Below are 19844 nucleotides of genomic sequence, written 5' to 3' on the forward strand. Positions count from 1 at the left end.
AATGCAGAACTAATCAACTAACGCTCGATACGCAGTCCATGCTGCACAAGGTGATGCAGCAGCTATCTCGGAATCTACTTCTGGGTGCGTAATAATTGTACGACTATCCTGTACTGCATATTCTGTAAAACCTCCTGATTTTCTATACATATCAACATGATAAAGCACCCTATCACCTCTTTCCCATTGGGTGACAGAGCTGCCTACAGTCACTATTTCACCTGCAACATCTAAACCACCGACAAAAGAATCATCTATATGATCTACCGCGCAATGTCAAAATTCACTTTGGCATCCACAGGATTTAATCCGACAAAATGCGCAAACATTAAAGGCTAGAAGGTAGCGCCTTCAACAAAAAGCCGAATATACGTACGCATCTTAACTTTAACTCCTAAATACTTTGTAAATACGTGGATTCCATATACGTATCTGGACAAAACAGAGTTTGGAGTAGGGTTCTAAGCTACCTGTACATTTTCAAGTCAGTATCAATATTGGCAAAACTTACTAAGGGTAATAGTTAATCACAATAGCTATTACTACCTCTTTACCAGCATTCACATAGGTATGTTCTTGAGCCGCATCAAATGTTATTGCTTCACCAGAAGTAAGCTTATAGCTGTTACCATTAAATCTGAGTTCTAACTCTCCCTTACTAACCAATATGTACTCCTCCGATTTTTCTGGATGACCATGTGAATAATGTTCCCCACCCTGTGCTAGCTCAATTTGGAATAATTCAAAATTTCTGACAGGACTATTCGGGTAATAACAAAAGTGTTGGTAAGTTCCGTCCTCTGAACTTTGTTTAACAGTTTCGTTCCGTGAGACGACTTGAGTATTGCAAGCTGCTAACTCCAGCAATAACGTATAAGCAACATTTAACCCGCCAGCAATTTTCCATATTGTATTTATTGTCGGATTCGATTCTCCTTTCTCTATCTGAGAAAGTACTACTTTGCTAATACCAGATAGCTTAGCCAATTGCCCTAAGCTCAAATTGCGCTCATTTCGTAGTTTTTTTAGATTGTGAGCAATGATGAAACTGATTTCCATAAATAGAGACCTTTCAAATACTGTTGACATATATAACTTACGATCGTACGTTATATTTATACTAACAATCATTTCCCAATAGGACAAGTTCGATGAAAAAAGTGATCCATCATATCTACGAAGCGATAGGTGAGACACCCATGCTCAACCTATCTCGTATAACAAATTATTATGGTGTCTCTGGAAATATTTTTGCCAAGTTGGAGTATTTAAATCCAGGATTCAGCAAAAAGGATAGACCTGCTTTGCAAATGATAATTGAAGCCGAAGACAAGGGTGAGTTATTACCTGAACAAACTGTGATTGAACTAACCAGTGGTAACACAGGAACTGGTTTAGCAATGGTATGCCAAGCCAAAGGACACCCCTTTATTGCTTGTATGTCAGAAGGTAATTCACCAGAAAGAGCAAAGATGATGAAGTCACTTGGTGCGAAAGTTGTACTTGTTCCTCAAGCAAAACATTCAGTAGAAGGACAAGTTTCTGGTGAGGATCTGGCTCTAGTCGAGCAAGTAGTAAGACGTCTTACAAAAGAACAAAACGCATTCCGAGCAGATCAATTCAAACTTGACAGTTCGTACCGTGCACATTTACTCCATACCGCAGTGGAGATGTGGGAGCAAACTGATGGTCAAATTGATTGTTTTGTCGATTTTGTTGGTAGTGGAGGAACTTTCGAAGGATGTGCAGAAAAGTTCAAAGAGTACGATGAATCAATACAGTGCTACATTGCCGAACCTCGTAACGCTGCCGTTTATGGAAGAAAGCCATTGGTAAATTCGGGGCGTCATAAAGTTCAAGGCTGTGGCTATGCCATGGACTTACCAAAGATCAATAGAAATTTAATCGATGGCCTCGTTGAAATATCAGATGATGAAGCGTACGAAGTAACTAGAAATCTAGCTCGTTTAGAGGGCGCCTTTGTAGGAATATCATCGGGAGCCAATGTTTGTGCCGCAATAAAATTACTTCAGGGAAAAGAGAAAGGAAAAAATATTGTATTAACGTTAAATGATAGTGGGTTGAAATATTTAAGTTCTGACTTATTTTAATTGATTTACAGCTCAAAGTACCGTCATTTCTAAGTGCAGTACCATCAAGAGCTAGAGCGAGCGATTGGTAATTCATACGAGATACCTAATTCATTATATAGATAAGACAAGATGTTTTCTTGCTACGACTAACTGATTTGCTCTCTATAACGCTTAGGGCTAACACCAGACTTGCGTTTAAAAACACGGGAAAAGTAAAGAGGATCTGTATAGCCGACAATCCTGCCAATCCGGTTGACCGAATAGTTAGTGGTTACCAAGAGTTGCTTAGCTCGGATGACTCGTTGATCGTCTCGCCATTGGGTGATAGTCATACCAACTTCGTCTCGAAATAGATGGCCTAAACGCGAAGCGGATAAACAAGTAAAATCTGCAATACTCTCTAAAGAGAAGCTTTGGTTCAGGTTCTGTGACATATAGTTCATTGCCTCAATCACACGAGGATCAAGAGGTTTACTAACAACATCTGGCTGAATATTTTTACAGCGTATTATCAGTTGTTCGAGAAGACTTACTGCTAAATCATCTCGATAAGGGATATCAGATTTAGATATATACTCTATATCAATAAATAGCTTCTCCAGCATTGAAACCGTGCTACTTTCTATTCCCTTGGTTAGATACACCCCTTTATGTTGTTCGTGCCAACAAAGCCACTCGTTCCAAAAAGCACGTGGACGAAAATAAACCCATCGGTGGAACCAAGAGGCATTGTCGACTTTACGTTGATAAAAGTGAGTCGCATTCGGTGGAAAGAGCAGTAAGTCACCCGCTTTAACATCAAAAGCGTCATCGCCATGGAAAATAGTTCCCTCTCCTTGGCTCGTGAGGTTGATGATGAAACCTTTCATCCCATTTGGCCGATCAATGACGAAATCTAGCTCATCTCCTTCAATAATGGGAGTGAGGCCCGCTACAAGATGAGCGTCAAAGTTATATCCGGGCTTTAATGGATCGTTGTTTTGCATACATTATCTATATTGAGGTTTATGTAAGTTTAATCTGGCTACTAAAGAGTGTCGTCGTGATTCCTCACAGTTTATCCAGAATAATCCACTGTTTAGCTGAAAACGCTTCTCTGAAAAAGTCGGTCTTCTCTGTTTTGGATAGAAAGTCACTCGGTAGACCGTCTCTTCTATGTTGCCAAGATAAATGAGATTTGGGGAGAGGTTCCTTATCAATGGGTTGCGGTATATGTTGGATATCGTGGCGGATATCTAAACGTGTAGGTACGCTGTTGCGTGCCAGGTATTCAATCACCAGAGCATCACCAGAAAAATAGTAATTCATGTTAATCGACAGTGTTTCTGAATGTTGCACCTGACACCACTGCTCTAGCCGATCTTTTTTTGGCGAAACTTCCAGTTTGCTTCCGATACTGAAATAAGATTTCTGTTATTCGTGATCTCAATGACGCCTACATAATGAGTTTCACCATCACACAGAAGTTCAAAACGCGCGGGGTGTGCACTTGCGAGCTTAAGTAGCCAGCATGATTTGCCCAATTGGTAAATCGGACTAGCAACTACATCTGTATCATTCACAAATTGACTCCAAAGAGCTCCCATACGGGAGCACACTATTGAGGTTACTTAGCGGTAGTAAACACCGTTGTTACGTAAGTCTTGTTTGAACTGACGTAAGTTAGTATCGTTATCAATCACCACCATTTCGATACCTAGAATTTCTGCATAATCAGCCAGTGTTGACAAGGTTACCGCTTGGCTATAAACCGCATGATGCGCGCCACCAGCGTGAATCCAAGCCGCAGCGGCCACATTTAAGCTAGGTTGTGGCTCCCACAATGCATGAGCGACAGGAAGATGCGGTAATGATGCTGGTGGAATAATCGTATCAACTATATTCACCACCATTCTAAAGCGGTCACCAAGGTCGATAATAGACACATTTAACGCTTCACCAGATTGACCACTAAAAATAAGACGTGGGATATCACAACAACAACCTATGGTATGGCGGTGAATTTCTAGTTTAGGTTTCACCGCTGTGATAGATGGGCAAACCTCTAACATATGCGCACCTAATACCTGACCTTTTCCGCCAAAGTTGTAGGTGTAGTCTTCCATAAACGAAGTTCCACCTTCCTTGCCGTGCCCCATTACTTTGATGATGTGAATCATTGCAGCTGTTTTCCAGTCACCCTCACCACCATAACCAAAGCCTTTACTCATCAAGCGTTGCGTAGCAAGTCCCGGCAGATTAGTAAGGCCTGTTAAGTTCTCAAACGTATTGGTAAAAGCACTCGCACCAACGGAATTTAGGAAAGATTCCATACCCAGCTCGAGACGTGCTTCTTGTACTAACAATATCTTTTGGTTTTCATCATTTAAAAGGTCTGGCGACATCTCGTATGTTGATGCATATTCGTCAAGCAAATGATTCACATCTGATTCAGGTACCGAATTGACTACATCGCTCAGTTCACCGAGCCCATAAGCATTCACTTCGTAACCAAATTGAATTTGTGCCGAGACTTTATTGCCTTCAGTTACGGCAACTTGGCGCATGTTGTCACCAAAGCGTGCAACTTTAAGTTGTTTACCTGCTTCTACTCCAATCGCGGCGCGACACCACTCATCGACATCTTTATGCACTTGCTCATCTTTCCAATGACCCGCAACCACTTTTCGTTCAATATTCAGACGTGTACCAATGAAACCGAACTCACGGCAACCATGCGCACTTTGGTTGAGATTCATAAAATCCATGTCAATCTCATCCCACGGCAGTTTCGCGTTAAACTGTGTATGTAGGTGCAGGAACGGCTTATTAAGTTGAGTTAAGCCTGCAATCCACATTTTCGCAGGAGAAAAAGTATGCATCCAAAGCATTAAACCGACACAATTCGGATCGTTGTTCGCCGCTCGGCAGACTGCTAGGATTTCGTCAGGCGTTTTTACTGTGCCCTTGTTGGCGATGTCCACTGAAATGCCTGGAGCCGAATTTAGGCCGACAATGATTTCCTCACTATTATTTGCCACACTTTCTAAAACTTTTGGGCCATACAGATGCTGAGAGCCTGTAACGAACCATACTTGTTTCTCATTGAAAACCTTCATCATATATCCTTATTTTTTGATTTGACCGTAGTAGGCGTTTGCACCGTGCTTACGTAAATAATGTTTATCCAAGAGCGATGGGTTAATCGAACTCACACCCGAGTTGATTTGTAGTGTTTGCAATGCCATGCCAGCAACGACTTCAACCACAACAGCATTATGTACTGCTTGATGTGGATCTTTACCCCATGAAAACGGTGCGTGTTCTTTAACAAGAATACCGGGTGAAGCCATCGCGTCTTTGTCACCAATGGTTTCAACAATCACCTTGCCTGTGTTTAACTCATAGTCTTCAGCAATCTCTTTGTTACTCAATGCTCGAGTACAATCGATTTGACCATAGAAATAGTCCGCATGAGTGGTACCCAGTGCCGGAATGGCACGACCGGCCTGAGCCCATGCTGTCGCCTGCGGCGAATGAGTGTGGACGATACCGCCAATATCGGAATATTGACGATAAAGCTCTAAGTGTGTCGCGGTATCTGAAGAAGGATTCATCTCTCCCTCAACGGTTCGACCTTGTAGATCGACAATCACCATGTTGGCGGCGCTGAGTTCGCTGTATTCAACACCACTAGGTTTAATAACCACCAAACCCGACTTACGGTCTATGCCTGAAACGTTCCCCCAAGTGAAGGTCACAAGATTATGCTGCTGGAGATCCATATTGGCTTGCCAGACTTGACTGCGAAGTGCTTTAAGACGTTCAGAGGTTAAATCAACATCGCTCCATACTGTTTGTTCAGACATTGCCACGCTCCTGAGATTGGTGAAATTCAGCAAGCTGTTCCATATACTGTCCTAATTGACGATATGTCGCATATCGCTTCACTCTCATCGCCTGTACTTCTGGATTTGGTAAGTATGCTTGACGAACGGGACTGGCCATCACACTTTGTGCTGCTTTGGTATTTGGGTAAACGCCCGCGACTACCGCAGCAAATATCGCTGCCCCCAAGGCACAACATTGCTCCGATTCTACAACGATGATTTCACGGCCTATCACATCGGCACACATTTGCATCACATAAGGTGATTTCTGAGCAATACCACCAATTGCAATGACACGTTCAACCGGTACATCTTGCTCAATAAAGCAATCCACAATCGCTTTCGCACCATGTGCCGTTGACTCTACAAGCGCTGAAAATATAGCTGGTGAAGCGCTACCAAGATTTAAATCGCAGACAGCACCTTTTAAGCGCTGGTTGGCAAATGGCGTGCGTCGACCATTGAGCCAATCCATTGCTACTGGTGTGTAATAGTCAATACCTTGTTGTTCTGCTGCCTCTGAAAGCATCGGCAGTAAGTCAGAAGCGATTTCTTCTGCAATCAGGGAAAAATCTGGATTACGCTCTACGTAAGCCTGCAATGGCCACATCAATACGTTTTTGAACCAAGCGTACATATCACCAAACGCTGATTGTCCCGCTTCTAAAGCGAGTAGCTCAGGCATAGCACTGCCTTCTACTTGACCACAAATCCCATGAATAGTGCGGTCACCTACCTCGTCTGCAGTCACCATTAAAATGTCACAAGTCGAGGTACCAATCACTTTTACTAGATCATTGGCTCCAGCGCCCGCTCCAACGGCTCCCATATGACAATCAAACTCGCCAATCGCGATGGCAATACCTTCTGGTAGTCCTAATTTCTCTGCCCACTCTTTAGAGAGGTATCCAGCCGCTTGGTCTGACGTGAATACTTGCGAAAACATGTGTTCACGAATGCCATCGAGTGTTGGAGAAATTGCGCTTAAAAACGCTTGGTCAGGCAAGCCACTCCAACTGTCGTGCCACATGGCTTTATGCCCTGCAGCACAAATGCTGCGGCGCAGCTTTTGTGGATGTTGGTTACCAGAAAGAATGGCTGGGATCCAGTCACAAAGTTCAACCCAGCTGTAGGCTCGTTTTGCAATTTGTTCATCTTGTTCACTAACCCACGCAGCTTTAGCCCAGAACCATTCAGATGAATACACGCCACCGATGTAGCGAGTATAGTCGGTAAACGTTCCAGAATGCGCGAGCTCATTGATCAGGTCGGCTTTGGTTACAGAGGTGTGGTCTTTCCATAAAACGAACATCGCGTTTGGATTGTTTTCGAACTCTGGTAGTAGTGCGAGAATCGTACCATTCTCATCAATTGGCGCAGGTGTCGAGCCAGTAGTATCGACACCAACCCCCACTATAGAAGAAGTTACAGAGGATGAGACTGTGCTTAGTACATCTTTAATAGCAAGGGTCATAGCATCCTGATAATCTTGAGGGTGATGCCTGAACTGAGATTGTTCTGGCTGGCAATAGAGTCCTTTCATCCATCGCGGGTAATTGACAACGGAAGATGATATTTCTTTTCCGGTGCCTGCATTCACGACAAGAGCACGTACAGAATCTGATCCGAAATCTAAACCAATTACGTACTGCTGATGTGTTTTCAATGTTTCCATAAGAGCTCCAACTTTTGGTCTGCAAACTAAATCCTATAAAGTTATAGCGATAATACTGCCGTTATCCCATGAATAGGCTCGCTAAATTTATGGACAAAATAGTTACGGCATTTTTTTTGTGGTGTATCTGACAAATTATAAATTCGAGCGAAACTCATACCTAAAAGAAGAAAAAAGAAAGATATTCGCTGTATTATTGGCTGTTTATAGCTTTACTGCGATCTAAATCATAGCCTCTACAGTCGAATGAATGGACAAAAACGCTACAATTTTAAAGTGTGATTATTATCACTAACAATTATTTTGAAATCTACAAATATGTATTGCGAACACTTACCTACAACCAGCGGATGGATAACAATGAAATTAAAACAACTACTCACAATCGCGGCCCTATCTGGCGTAACAATGCTAAGCGCTTCAGCCAATGCCTTTTTCGGTTCAAACGATGACATCAGACTCGGTTACCTAGTTAAGCAACCGGAGGAACCATGGTTCCAAACAGAATGGTCATTCGCAGAAAAAGCTGGTCAAGATCTTGGTTTTGAGTTGATTAAAATGGCTATACCAGATGGAGAGAAAACGCTTAACGCTATCGACACACTCGCAGCTCAAGGTGCGAAAGGTTTCGTTATCTGCACACCTGATCCTAAATTGGGCCCAGCAATCATGGCGAAGGCAAAAAGTTATGACCTTAAAGTTGTCACTGTCGATGACCAATTTTTAAACGCTAAAGGTGAGCCGATGACCGACGTACCTTTGGTTATGATGGCAGCAACCGCTATCGGCGAACGCCAAGGTACCGAGCTTCACAATGAAATGCAGAGACGTAACTGGGATGTCTCTACAACGGGTGTAATGGCAATCACTGCCGACGAGCTTGATACAGCACGTCGTCGTGTTGATGGTTCTATTTCTGCGCTAAAACAAGCGGGCTTCCCTGTCGCTCAAATCTACCGCGTACCAACGAAAACCAATGATATTCCAGGAGCACTAGACGCAGCGAACTCTTTACTGGTTCAATACCCAACCGTTAAGCAATGGCTAGTTTTAGGTATGAACGACAATACTGTACTAGGCGGTATACGTGCCACTGAAGGTCAAGGATTCAGTGCAAACAACGTAATCGGTATTGGCATCAATGGCGTTGATGCGGTGAACGAACTGGCTAAATCTCAACCAACGGGGTTCTACGGTTCACTACTACCTAGCCCAGACGTACACGGCTACAAGAGTATCGAGTCTCTTTACAAATGGGTGACTGATGATATGCAGCCAGAGAAGTTTGTAGAAGTCACAGACGTTGTACTTATCACTCGTGATAACTTCAAAGATGAACTAGCGAAAAAAGGGCTATAAGCTCACTTTCGATGACGACCTAATGGGTCGTCATTATCTGATTTAACGGAGAGAACGTCATGGCTAAGTCCCCCTCTTACATAGAGTTTCGCAATATATCGAAGCACTTCCCCGGTGTTAAGGCATTGAACAACGTTAGTTTCCGAGCGGATGCGGGCAGTGTTCACGCTTTGATGGGCGAAAATGGTGCTGGTAAATCAACGCTCCTCAAAACTCTCAGTGGCTTTCATCAACCCACCAAAGGTGAAATCGCAATTGACGGTAAAGAAGTGATGCTGGGCTCAACTAATGATGCCCTCGCTCACGGTATTGCCATTATTTATCAAGAACTCAACCTAGTTCCTGAGCTGACAGTTGCTGAGAATATTTATCTCGGACAGTTACCAACGAAAAGAGGACGAGTAGACACAGAAACTCTAAACAGAAATGCACGAGTTCAGTTAGAACGTTTAGGTGAAACCTTTGATCCATCTTGCCAACTAAAGGAGCTTTCTATAGGCCAATGGCAAATGGTTGAGATCGCCAAAGCGTTGAGCCGCAATGCACAAATTATCGCTTTTGATGAGCCAACCAGTAGCTTGTCGCAGCGAGAAATTAAAAACCTATTTAAGATTATCCGTGAACTGCGTGATTCTGGAAAAGTCATCATGTATGTATCACATCGTATGGAAGAAATTTTCGATCTTTGTGATGCAATTACTATCTTCAAAGATGGTCAGCACGTGCGATCATTCCATGACATGTCCGAACTGACCCATGATCGCTTAGTAAAATTGATGGTCGGTCGAGAAATCAACGATATCTACAATTATCGTTCACGTCAGCATGGTCAAAGTGGCCTGCGTATAGAAAACTTCGAAGGCCCAGGACTAAGCCAACCGCTATCTATGGATATTAAACAAGGTGAAATTTTAGGGCTGTTTGGCTTAGTTGGAGCAGGACGAACCGAATTGACTCGCCTTATTTTTGGTGCCGATAAGAAAAGTGCAGGAAACATGTACCTTCACAACGTCAAAATTGGAGTTAAAAACCCGCAAGATGCCATTCGAGCTGGCATTACTCTGTGCTCAGAAGACCGTAAAGCCGACGGCATCATCCCTATCATGTCAGTTCAAGAGAACACGAACATCAGTGCTCGTCCTTGGAACTTAAGATTCAAAGGGTTGATTGATTTCGAATGGGAAAAGAAGAACGCTTCGAAGCAAAAGAAGCACTCAATGTAAAAGCATCTTCTTTAGAGCAACCTATTGGAAAATTGTCCGGAGGTAACCAACAGAAAGTTATTCTTGGCCGTTGGTTGTCAACAGAGATGAGCGTCATCTTGTTGGATGAACCTACACGGGGAATCGATGTTGGTGCCAAGTCCGAAATTTACGAACTCATTTTTAAGCTGGCTGAAAACGGGGTGACCGTACTCGTCGTTTCTAGCGACTTGCCGGAAGTGTTGGGTATCTCAGATCGCGTCGTTGTTATGAAAGAAGGTGCGGTGACTGGTGAATTACAGCGATACGAATTTAATGAACAAACTGCGCTTTGTCTGGCAATGCTAGACAAAGAAGACTCAACAGCCGCTTAACGCTAAAAATCAAGGATTAATATTATGTCTGTAACAAGCTCTACAAAACCTCTTGAACAGCAGGATGCTAAACGCTCCTTTAATTTGGCTGGAATTTGGGACCGATTCGGAATGCTCATCGTGTTCGCTGCTCTATTTCTTTTGTGTACTTTATTTGTGCCTTACTTTGCGACTTTTATCAACATGAAAGGGCTTGGCCTAGCGATTTCGATGAGTGGCATGGTAGCGTGTGCGATGTTGTTCTGCTTAGCTTGTGGGGATCTCGACCTATCTGTCGCTTCAATCATCGCCTGTTCGGGTGTTGTAACTGCCGTAGCGATTAATGCGACTAGCAGTTTGGTACTTGGAATTGGCGCTGGCTTATTGTCTGGTGCAGCTTTCGGTCTAATTAACGGTTTCGTGATAGCTAAACTAAAAATTAATGCGTTAATTACTACGCTTGCAACCATGCAGATCGCTCGTGGTCTCGGCTATATAATTTCTGACGGCAGAGCTGTAGGCATCACAGAAGAGAGATTCTTTGCTTTGGGTAACTCTTCTGTCCTAGGTATTCCAACACCAATATGGTTGACCATACTTACTTTTGCTTTATTCGCTTTCCTTCTCAATCGCACTGTTTACGGTCGCAATACTCTGGCGATTGGTGGTAACGAAGAAGCGGCTCGTTTGGCCGGTGTGGATGTGGTCAAAACCAAGATGATCATTTTTACCGTGTCAGGGTTAATTTCGGCTCTTGCTGGCGTTATTTTGGCCGCACGTATGACGAGTGGTCAACCAATGACCTCTGTCGGTTTCGAATTAGTCGTCATTTCAGCTTGTGTACTCGGGGGTATCCCTAAAGGGTGGTATAGGTAAAGTGTCTTATGTCATTGCTGGTGTATTAATTCTAGGCACCGTCGAAAATGCAATGAACTTGCTCAACATGTCACCGTTTTCTCAATATGTTGTTCGCGGTATAATATTACTAGCGGCCGTTATCTTCGACCGTTACAAACAACAGTCCAACAAAGCATGACACTTCTAAGCGTTTCAAGAACTATCTCCAATATAATACCCTGAGCTACGCTCAGGGTTGTTAGTATAAGCACTGAAGCGTAGCAGTATGGTATATTGGGCCACGTAGTTTGAGTTATAGACATAAGGAAAAGTAAGTCTAATTGCAGACATTGAAATCAAGTTCAATTCCATATCACACTTCGGGGCAATAGTTTCTTAGAATGCTTGGCTAGAAGGCACACTGCGACCACAAATACTTGACGTAATCTTGCATTTTCATTCGATTAATAAGTTGTACTCAACATTACTTTCACAGCTGGACTCTATCTTTTTAAAACCAAGGTTATTCAGAACAGAGGCACTTCTAACGTTCCAATTATGGACTCCTGCCCACACAAAACCTCGGTAACCTTCACTTTGAATATGAAAGAGTAATGATTCACACATTTGAGTTGCGATTCCTTGTCCCCACAGTTCAGGATTTACCCAGTAGGCTAAAGCAAGGCGATCTTCCTGTGGAAGTAGAGTGACCTGTCCGACGACTACTGAATCCAATAAACGGCTGCACGTCCAAACATAGCACTTTCCAGTTTTCCAATCTAAAACTCGGTCTGAGCACCAGCTTTCTGCTTCTTTGAGCGTTTCAAGTTTTGCTAATGGTAGTGAAGTAGGAAACTTGTTTGAACTAACTGCGTTAAACAAAGTGAAAGCATCACTGATACAGATCGGATTAAAAAAGAACTGAGAGTTACTAAATTTGGGCGTGAATTTCAAAATTTTCTCCCTGAGTACCGCACGAATTGACATCAGTATAATTGCCACGTTAAGTATGACCAATAGTAATTCAAATCACGAGGCGACGAAGTAATTAATCAGTTAATCGTAACTTCGAATGGGGCATTTCCGTGTTAAGCAAAATGCCACTACAACTAGATACACTAACAGACCGAAGTTACTCTACCCAGTGGCTGGTGTGATTCATTTATAGTGTAACTTGGCGAGGCCTCATGAAACGCTGTTCTTTCATTTTTTTGCCCCATTGATCTCCAATATATTCTTTTATGCATGAAAATCCGTATTTTTTATAGAGATGATGTGCAGCCTCCAAACCTTCTACTGTATACAAATGAGTTTCATCAAAACCAGAAACATCAGCAAAAGCTAAAGCAGAAGTAATAAGTGTATGACCGACACCAGCACCTCTTGCCTTATCATCAACAATAAACCATCGTAAATGGGCTTTTCCCTGACCTAAATCTTCTCCGTCAATAGCAATAGAGCCAACAATTTCTTCACCTAATGTTGCAAGCCATATCTGATTTCCAGAATGATTTAAGCGACCACAAAAATCTGCAAGACCACTGGCTACTGCTGATTCGAATGGCTGACCAAATCCAGCTTCTCTTGAATAATATGAACTATGCATTTCAGTTACTTTGGCAATAATGCCACTTCTATAACCCGTAGATATTTCAATATCTTGAAGCCTATTTACCTCACCAAATTTTCCCGATAAAGCATCAGCATATAACTTTAGTCCATCAATAATAGTTTCTTCCTGTTTAGAATTAAGATGTTTAAGTGCTTCAATAATCTGACGCTGGGCGAAAGCATGTATTTCTGATACCCGTTTCTGACCCGCAGCAGTTAAAATGAGTTGTTTACTTCTGGCGTCATCAGAATGAGGCTTTTCTTTAATATCACCAGAAACCATGAGCTTTTGTAGCATTCGACTCACGGATGATTTTTCTAATTGAAGACAATCACTTAAATAACGCGCTGTTACACTATCTCCACTTTCAATTTCCAATAAGGCATGAACAGCAGAGGGAGATAAGTCCGTTCCAGCAAATGCTCCTCCCATGAATCCGAGATCACGAACAAGTTGTCGTGATGATGTTCGAATAGCATCGATAGCTGATAAAGAAATCATAGAACCCCCATATAGTTGCACAATACAACTATATGGGGGTTTGAGAAATGAATCAAACACAATTTTGATATTAGATAAATCTGGTCTATTGCAGTACTGGTTAAGTGGTCAGTTCGTTGGGTCTGAGAAGGTTTGGGGCAAAAGCGAGTTAACTCTCCTGCTGAAACCTCTATGGAATAAAACAATTTATAGCCTTCAGACAAAATCTTTCCATCAGGTTATTAGTAGCCCAAAACACAATCACCAGATAAGAGTTAATGGTATTTGATGAGGATGAGCAGTTTTAGGAGTATCTGAGGGTCTATGGTCTATGGTCTATGGTCTATGGTCTATGGTCTATGGTCTATGGTCTATGGTCTATGGTCTATGGTCTATGGTCTATGGTCTATGGTCTATGGTCTATCAAGTCTTAGTTAGATACTTTATTATGATAAAAATTTTTTCAGTGAGATAACACATATGTACAGTGATCATTTTCAAGGTAAGTACGAAGTAGAGCTGAAGTATAGATTGAAATCAAAAAGTGACTTTCTAGATACGCTCCATCAAATGCCTCATGAAACAATGCTCGAAGAGAATGCTGAAGCAGATCGGTATTACGACACACCTGACAGGGCATTGAATAATCAAAATAAGATCTTATGTATACGCACGATGGAGCCATCTGGTATTAAACTCTGGATAGTAAAAGGGCCCGAGCCTGACAGGTGCGAAGCGACTAACATCACTGATGCCGATAGAGCATCTAGTATGCTTGAAACTATGGGATATGAAGTTGCGTTACAAGTGGAAAAAGTTAGAAGTATTTACTTCATTGGTAAATTTCATATTACTGTTGACTCATTAGAAAACATTGGTGATTTCGCCGAGTTTGCGATTATGACCGATGAAGAAGAAAGTTTGTCTATATACAAGAAAGAGTTAGAAGAACTAGCTTTTAAATTCGGCCTTACCAATCGAAATCTTGAAACAAAATCGTATAAAGATATGGCTACAGAGATTACCAAATAACCATTTAAACGTAATCCAGTGTCTGATGGTATTGTCAACCTATCAAGTTGAGCCGAATAAATTCAACTAAACACACCTTAATATAAATTTTGGACACAACTAACCCGTTCCCATTCTCTAAAGGAACGATCGCGGAAAAGACGATAATGTTTGGCTTCCATTAAATGACGCCCAGGCCGAAACAAGTTATTAATCACACCATGGCAACTCAAAAAACGTTGCGCTTGCCCTTGCGATTTAAATTTCCGCATCTGTCTTTCCTGTTGTCGAGTGGGCTGATGTGATAATTCACATCCGTTATTTTCATACTGGACTGTTGAGTGCTCAGTATTTGGTATTAATTCTCTTTTTGCTGCAGAGTAACTTGCTAGGTTATCTGTCACAATCTTCAAAGGCATTACTTCCTGCCCTTTTAATAACTACTTAAAGAAGCGCATGGCAGCCCTTTTGTCCTTACGTTTTTGCACCAAAATATCAATCTCATCACCGTCTTGATCTACTGCTCGCCAAAGATAATGCAATACACCATTAATATTAATAAATACTTCATCCAAATACCATGTATCGCCAAGCTGACCACGACTCTTTTTTATCTGATGACAGTAAGTTGAACCATATTTTTTACACCACTGACGGATCGTTTCATAACTAACAACGATACTTCTAGCCGCAAGCAATTCTTCGATATCACGAAAGCTAATTGTAAATCGATGATAAAACCAAACTGCATGGCTGATGATTTGGGCAGGATAACGATAACCTGCATAGAGATTTAAATTTTTTTGTCAGCAGATTATCGCACAATTGATTGAGAGGCTGTTAAGTTGACAGTACCCCAAAGCATTGGTTAACTTGACAGTACCCCACCATGTGGCAACCGTGTCCAAATCGCGATGACGAAAACTAGAATTACACAGATTACAGACACACAAAAACCCACAACTAAGTGGTTAATTTTCAAAGGGTTGGGATTGGTAGAGCAGAGAAGAAAACTTGGAGCGTGCAGCGGGAATCGAACCCGCATCATCAGCTTGGAAGGCTGAGGTAATAGCCATTATACGATGCACGCACATCGTTGAGGTGCTTATAATGCCACACAGAATTTAAAAGGGAAGCCCAAAAAGCAACAAATTCAATTAAACTCAATCAGTTGCTTTAAAAACAATCAAAGCGACTGTTTTACACCCAGGTTTTCTGTTTAATTAAAATCCGCAACACTCGTTTATGTACAAAAAAAGGTAATTTGGATGACAAAACTAACGAGATTGATTGGTTTTTTTCAGATAAAAGCCAACTTTGAAGAAGCAAAGTTGAACTGATAACGAGTTCGTTTGCCATGGCGGTCTATGGTAAATTGAATCGACTCCTTGCCCTGCCAATCTACCGACGTAATATTGTTGTCACCATGCAAATCGTGCAGAACTAAACTAGAGAAATAAGATTCGTCGCTCCGTATCAATAAGTAGGCAATTTCACTCGTCGCAGGATTGTCTGGTGCATACCCCTTTATTAGATGTGCACGAGTATTGGTATAAATACTCTGCCTGAAATCATCCTGATTTTCAATTTTGTAAAAGACGTCTTCACTACCTCGCAATAATTTATTGTGGCATGCAGTCATACACGCCAATGCACCCTGAACTGGATTTGGTATCGATTGCCATGTCGCGTCCGTATGGTGCCTTCCTCTGGTCAAATAGGTAATATCTAGTGTTGCATTGTGCGGATTATTCACGGTACTAATGTCCAACACACAATCGTGAAACCATATCAAGGTTCGCCTATACACCACATCGCGATAATCGTGCTCGTCCCACTGTTTAATGGTATGACTATCCACTTCCGCAGGAGGAGAATTCCAGTCTGCCAGTAAGTCAACTAAGCAGTAGCTATCATTTTTGTCGTAGTACAAACATTCAGGGTTAATGGGCGGCTGATTGCCTTCGTTTACCACCAGAGTATTATGGCTAGCGCTATTTTTATAGTAACTATTGTGGAGCTCTGCTCCGTACCCTGTGGTACCAAGATCGGGTAAGATTTCTTGACCAGACCGACATAAAACAATACTGAGACGGTCATAGTGATCATGCTCGCCACCAAAAGGAGCATGCTTAACCAGTAAGGAATGTTTATCTTGCTGATTAATTTCAGTGGTGTAACCCGAGTAGGGACTATGGCTCGCTTGGCACGAGAGAGGTGCTATCGGATTGAGTGTTTCCACACCGTATAGTAAGGCCTCCAAATTATGCCTCTCTTCATGGCTGTATATGTACTGCAGTGCTTGTTGTAAAAGCGGGAATGGATATTCTCTATACCCAAATTCGAACACTTCCGACTGAATAACACGCTCTTGGCCTGCTATACAATCATTTAAGGCAGGAAAAGAGCCGTTACTCATTATCAACTCTAGAGGAAACTTAAGCATTTTAAGAAAGTTAGGGTTACCGCTTATAGAGTGTTCTGTTTTATATGCAATTTTCTCAAACACTAGCAGCGATTGCAGTGCATAATAATGGTAATGGATAGAGCCTTCGAACCACATCCCTTCACCAATACAGCCGTGATTAAGTTGGTAGTGTAAACCAAAATCAGAAATCAAGGCGAAGTTGACATAGCGCGTATCCTCCAGCAATAGGCCGATAACCCCGACCGCAGCGCTTATCCGGATTTCGTGATTGTGAAGCTGAGGAGAACGATGAGCGATAAGAAACTCAGCCCCTTGCCTGAGTAAGCTATGCTCTATTTTCTGTCGCTCAAAATCGAAGATATCATCGCGAATGAAATCATATCCACGAGATAAATTGAGATGAAAGTTAGCCTCGCATAGCGTTTGTGCGTTGGCTTTTCCAGGACCATTATACGGTATATCACCATGTACACCGTAATGAGGGTACTTAATAGCGTATTGAAGCAAAATATCTTTTACCTTGCTTAAATACCTTTCTTCCTGAGTAAGTTGCCAAAGTAGACCAAGCTCATAGCAAGCCTTTGCATTCAGTTCATTTAACCAACGCCACCACGCCCCATCATACGGCTCACCTGAAAACTCCACGCCATCTACAGGGCACTTATGCTTGCTGGCGTTAAATCTATCCCAGACTAATCGAACACCGTGGTGAGGACAGTAGTAGAACAGGTTCCAAGTAGCACGATTATCTGGCGGTACCAATGTCTTGCTACGTAGAACAATGTCGTTATCTTTCAATAGCTTATTAATAATATTAGGAGTAGCTCGAGCGCGTATATTCTCAATTTCATATTGATCAAACTGCAGCATTAGCTTGTCCCTTAATTGGCGTGTGATTCAACTTGCGCATGAGTAAGCAAAGTTACAGTAACCGTTCCAGCAGATAAACTGTATTTTACCTGTCGTACTTCATCTTCGCTACGCACGTCAAAGTATACGCTTTCTTCACCTTCCCAACGTACATTTGACAATTGATGGCACAAATCTTGGGATAAATCGTGCATGACTAAACTCGAGAAGTTACGCTCTCTACTGCGAACCAACAAGTAGGCCATGTTTTTAGTCGCTGGATTATCCGGCGCTTCTCCTATAAGTAACTCACATGGAGAATCAGTGGCGATTGTCTGGCTAAAATCGGACTCACCTGAGATTTGATACCTCATTACTTGGTATTGAGTACTGTCTTTTCTGTGGCACGATCTCATTATCGTTAACGCACCAGAAAGCGGGTTATCTACTGGTACCCAATCTAACGACAGGATATGCTCACCTCGAACGTGATAGGTAAGGTCAAGTTGCTGACGATTTGGATTGTGTACACGATTAATTTCAATAGCAAGGTTACCAAACCACAATACAACACGCCTAAAGACGATGTCTTTATACGACGCACTGTCCCACTGCTCAATTACATGACTGTCTACCGAAGGCTGAGCCTCTCGCCAATCCGCGATTGAGTCTACTAATAGATGGTCCTTTTCTTGACTAAAATTAAGCAGCTTAGGCGCATTAGGTGATTGGTTAGATTGATTAACAACGAGTGTATTGTGCGTCGCACTATTCTTATAATAGTGATAGTGCAGATGTGCTCCATACCCCGTGGTACCAAGATCAGGCAAAATTTCTTTACCATTACGAACAAGTATTAGTCCTAACCTATCATAGTGATCATGTTCTCCTCCGTAAGGTGCATGCTTGAGAAGAAAGGCATTATTGTGGATGTTATCTGAACCTAACGTATAGCCAGAATATGGTGCATGAACGGTCTGGCACTGTAACCGTTCAACCGAATCTAACGAGTCAACACCATAAAGGAGAGCATCCAAGTTATCTCGCTCTTGTTTCGAGTAGATCGATTGCAACACCTGTTGAAACTTCAAGCAAGGAAATTGCTTGTTAGCGAACTCAAAAATGTGCGTATGGTTTAACTTTTCTTGCCCCGCTATACAGTCGTTCATACGAGGAAAATTGCCATGCCCCAGAATAAGATTTAACGGAAACTTCAGCATTTTTATTAAATTGTTATTGCTAGCCACCGAGTGAACGGTTCCACATGCAATCTTCTCATAGGCCAATACCGCTTGTAAGGCGTAATAGTGATAGTGAATTGACCCTTCAAACCACATTCCTTCGCCGAGACAACCGTTATCCAGTTGGTAGTGCAAGCCATATTTTGAATGCAGAGCAAAGTCCAAATAAGCAGGGTCATCTAGCAGCAACCCAATAACACCTATAGTGGCATTGATCTTCATTTCATGGTTATGCAATTGTTCTGAACGATGCTCCATCAAAAATTCAGCACCTTCGCGTAATAATTGTCGCTCAATCTTTGTTTTATCTGCAGCATCCAAATCATCACTAATGAAATCATAACCTCGTGCAAAATCTAAGTGACAGTTGGCTTCACAGAGAGTCTGAGCATTCGCCTTACCAGGACCATTGTAAGGAATTCCGCCGTGCACTTCGTAGTCAGGGTAATAATGTGCATACTGGAGTAAAATGGTACGAACCTTTTCAAAATAGTGACGTTCCTGAGTCAGCTGCCACAGCAGTCCAAGCTGATAACACGCACGGGAATTGAGCGTATTTAACCATCGCCACCACGCGCCGTCATAAGGTTCTCCGGTAAACACCTTCCCATCGATGGGACAGCAATGCTCTTTGGAATTGTGTCTGTCCCACTCTAATCGTACGCCATGTTCATCGCAGTAATAATAAAGATTCCAAGTTGCCCTAGCGTCTGGCGAAACCAAAACGTCATTTTCTAACACCGTGTGATTCTCTTCAATTAACTTTTGTACCTGAGCCACGCTGACTCTAGTACGAATTTCTTTTATTTGTTGGGGATTAAATTGCAGCATAACA

The 19844-nt window shown here is 42.2% G+C and carries 15 protein-coding genes, 1 tRNA gene and 3 pseudogenes; 5 read left to right on the forward strand and 14 right to left on the reverse strand.

Features of this window, described 5'->3' with window-relative positions:
• Positions 1 to 9: 9 nt before the first annotated feature.
• Both PGX00_RS17565 and PGX00_RS17570 read right to left on the reverse strand, forming a co-directional pair.
• Positions 10 to 213: a hypothetical protein gene (locus PGX00_RS17565; RefSeq protein WP_272138994.1), complete on the reverse strand. Its 204-nt coding sequence runs from the start codon at positions 211 to 213 to the stop codon at positions 10 to 12.
• A 297-nt stretch (positions 214 to 510) separates the two neighbouring features.
• The gene (locus tag PGX00_RS17570; protein WP_272138996.1) at positions 511 to 1059 is read right to left on the reverse strand and encodes a helix-turn-helix domain-containing protein; all 549 of its coding nucleotides are present in this window, start codon (positions 1057 to 1059) and stop codon (positions 511 to 513) included.
• 92 nt (positions 1060 to 1151) lie between these two features.
• On the opposite strand from PGX00_RS17570, the gene PGX00_RS17575 reads away from it, so the two are divergent.
• Positions 1152 to 2111, forward strand: a complete 960-nt coding sequence (locus PGX00_RS17575) for a PLP-dependent cysteine synthase family protein (RefSeq protein ID WP_272138998.1) — start codon at positions 1152 to 1154, stop codon at positions 2109 to 2111.
• A gap of 128 nt (positions 2112 to 2239) precedes the next feature.
• On the opposite strand, the gene araC is transcribed toward PGX00_RS17575, so the two are convergent.
• From araC to PGX00_RS17605, 6 genes are all read right to left on the reverse strand, one after another.
• Positions 2240 to 3079, reverse strand: coding sequence for an arabinose operon transcriptional regulator AraC (gene araC, locus PGX00_RS17580; RefSeq protein ID WP_272139000.1), 840 nt, complete (start codon positions 3077 to 3079; stop codon positions 2240 to 2242).
• 64 nt (positions 3080 to 3143) lie between these two features.
• Positions 3144 to 3431 (reverse strand): hypothetical protein, encoded by a 288-nt coding sequence (locus PGX00_RS17585; RefSeq protein ID WP_272139002.1) that lies wholly within the window; start codon positions 3429 to 3431, stop codon positions 3144 to 3146.
• Positions 3432 to 3445: 14 nt separating this feature from the next.
• Positions 3446 to 3655, reverse strand: a complete 210-nt coding sequence (locus PGX00_RS17590; protein ID WP_272139004.1) for a hypothetical protein — start codon at positions 3653 to 3655, stop codon at positions 3446 to 3448.
• A gap of 48 nt (positions 3656 to 3703) precedes the next feature.
• On the reverse strand, positions 3704 to 5191 hold the full coding sequence (araA, locus tag PGX00_RS17595) for an L-arabinose isomerase (protein WP_272139006.1): 1488 nt from the start codon (positions 5189 to 5191) through the stop codon (positions 3704 to 3706).
• Between the two features lie 9 nt (positions 5192 to 5200).
• Positions 5201 to 5941, reverse strand: a complete 741-nt coding sequence (locus tag PGX00_RS17600) for an L-ribulose-5-phosphate 4-epimerase (RefSeq protein WP_272139008.1) — start codon at positions 5939 to 5941, stop codon at positions 5201 to 5203.
• Complete coding sequence (locus tag PGX00_RS17605; RefSeq protein ID WP_272139011.1) at positions 5934 to 7637, reverse strand: ribulokinase; 1704 nt, start codon at positions 7635 to 7637, stop codon at positions 5934 to 5936. The genes PGX00_RS17600 and PGX00_RS17605 overlap by 8 nt, the downstream gene beginning before the upstream one ends.
• A gap of 360 nt (positions 7638 to 7997) precedes the next feature.
• Between PGX00_RS17605 and PGX00_RS17610 the strand changes: the two genes are divergently transcribed.
• The 3 genes and pseudogenes from PGX00_RS17610 to araH all read left to right on the forward strand — a co-directional run bounded on the left by PGX00_RS17610 (position 7998) and on the right by araH (position 11587).
• Positions 7998 to 8996: an arabinose ABC transporter substrate-binding protein gene (locus PGX00_RS17610; RefSeq protein ID WP_272139013.1), complete on the forward strand. Its 999-nt coding sequence runs from the start codon at positions 7998 to 8000 to the stop codon at positions 8994 to 8996.
• Between the two features lie 59 nt (positions 8997 to 9055).
• Positions 9056 to 10572, forward strand: a pseudogene (gene araG / locus PGX00_RS17615) (L-arabinose ABC transporter ATP-binding protein AraG).
• Between the two features lie 24 nt (positions 10573 to 10596).
• Positions 10597 to 11587 (forward strand): annotated as a pseudogene (gene araH, locus PGX00_RS17625) (L-arabinose ABC transporter permease AraH).
• A gap of 257 nt (positions 11588 to 11844) precedes the next feature.
• On the opposite strand, the gene PGX00_RS17635 reads toward araH, so the two are convergent.
• Both PGX00_RS17635 and PGX00_RS17640 read right to left on the reverse strand, forming a co-directional pair.
• Positions 11845 to 12342, reverse strand: coding sequence for a GNAT family N-acetyltransferase (locus PGX00_RS17635; protein ID WP_272139024.1), 498 nt, complete (start codon positions 12340 to 12342; stop codon positions 11845 to 11847).
• 208 nt (positions 12343 to 12550) lie between these two features.
• Positions 12551 to 13501, reverse strand: a complete 951-nt coding sequence (locus tag PGX00_RS17640) for a bifunctional helix-turn-helix transcriptional regulator/GNAT family N-acetyltransferase (protein ID WP_272139026.1) — start codon at positions 13499 to 13501, stop codon at positions 12551 to 12553.
• Between the two features lie 459 nt (positions 13502 to 13960).
• Here PGX00_RS17640 and cyaB point away from each other — a divergent pair, with 459 nt between their 5' ends.
• Entirely contained in the window at positions 13961 to 14512 is a 552-nt protein-coding gene (cyaB, locus tag PGX00_RS17645; protein WP_272139028.1) for a class IV adenylate cyclase, read from the forward strand.
• 77 nt (positions 14513 to 14589) lie between these two features.
• Here cyaB and PGX00_RS17650 read toward each other — a convergent pair.
• The 4 genes and pseudogenes from PGX00_RS17650 to PGX00_RS17665 form a co-directional block, all read right to left on the reverse strand.
• Positions 14590 to 15261: pseudogene (locus PGX00_RS17650) on the reverse strand (IS6 family transposase); the annotation flags it as partial.
• Positions 15262 to 15506: 245 nt separating this feature from the next.
• Positions 15507 to 15581 (reverse strand) — tRNA-Gly (locus PGX00_RS17655).
• A gap of 210 nt (positions 15582 to 15791) precedes the next feature.
• Positions 15792 to 17789 carry a heparinase II/III domain-containing protein gene (locus PGX00_RS17660; protein WP_272139030.1) on the reverse strand — a complete coding sequence of 666 codons (1998 nt, stop codon included), beginning with the start codon at positions 17787 to 17789 and terminating at the stop codon, positions 15792 to 15794.
• A gap of 11 nt (positions 17790 to 17800) precedes the next feature.
• The gene (locus PGX00_RS17665) at positions 17801 to 19840 is read right to left on the reverse strand and encodes a heparinase II/III domain-containing protein (RefSeq protein ID WP_272139032.1); all 2040 of its coding nucleotides are present in this window, start codon (positions 19838 to 19840) and stop codon (positions 17801 to 17803) included.
• Positions 19841 to 19844: the final 4 nt, after the last annotated feature.

The organism is Vibrio algarum (genome assembly GCF_028204155.1).
GTDB lineage: Bacteria > Pseudomonadota > Gammaproteobacteria > Enterobacterales > Vibrionaceae > Vibrio > Vibrio algarum.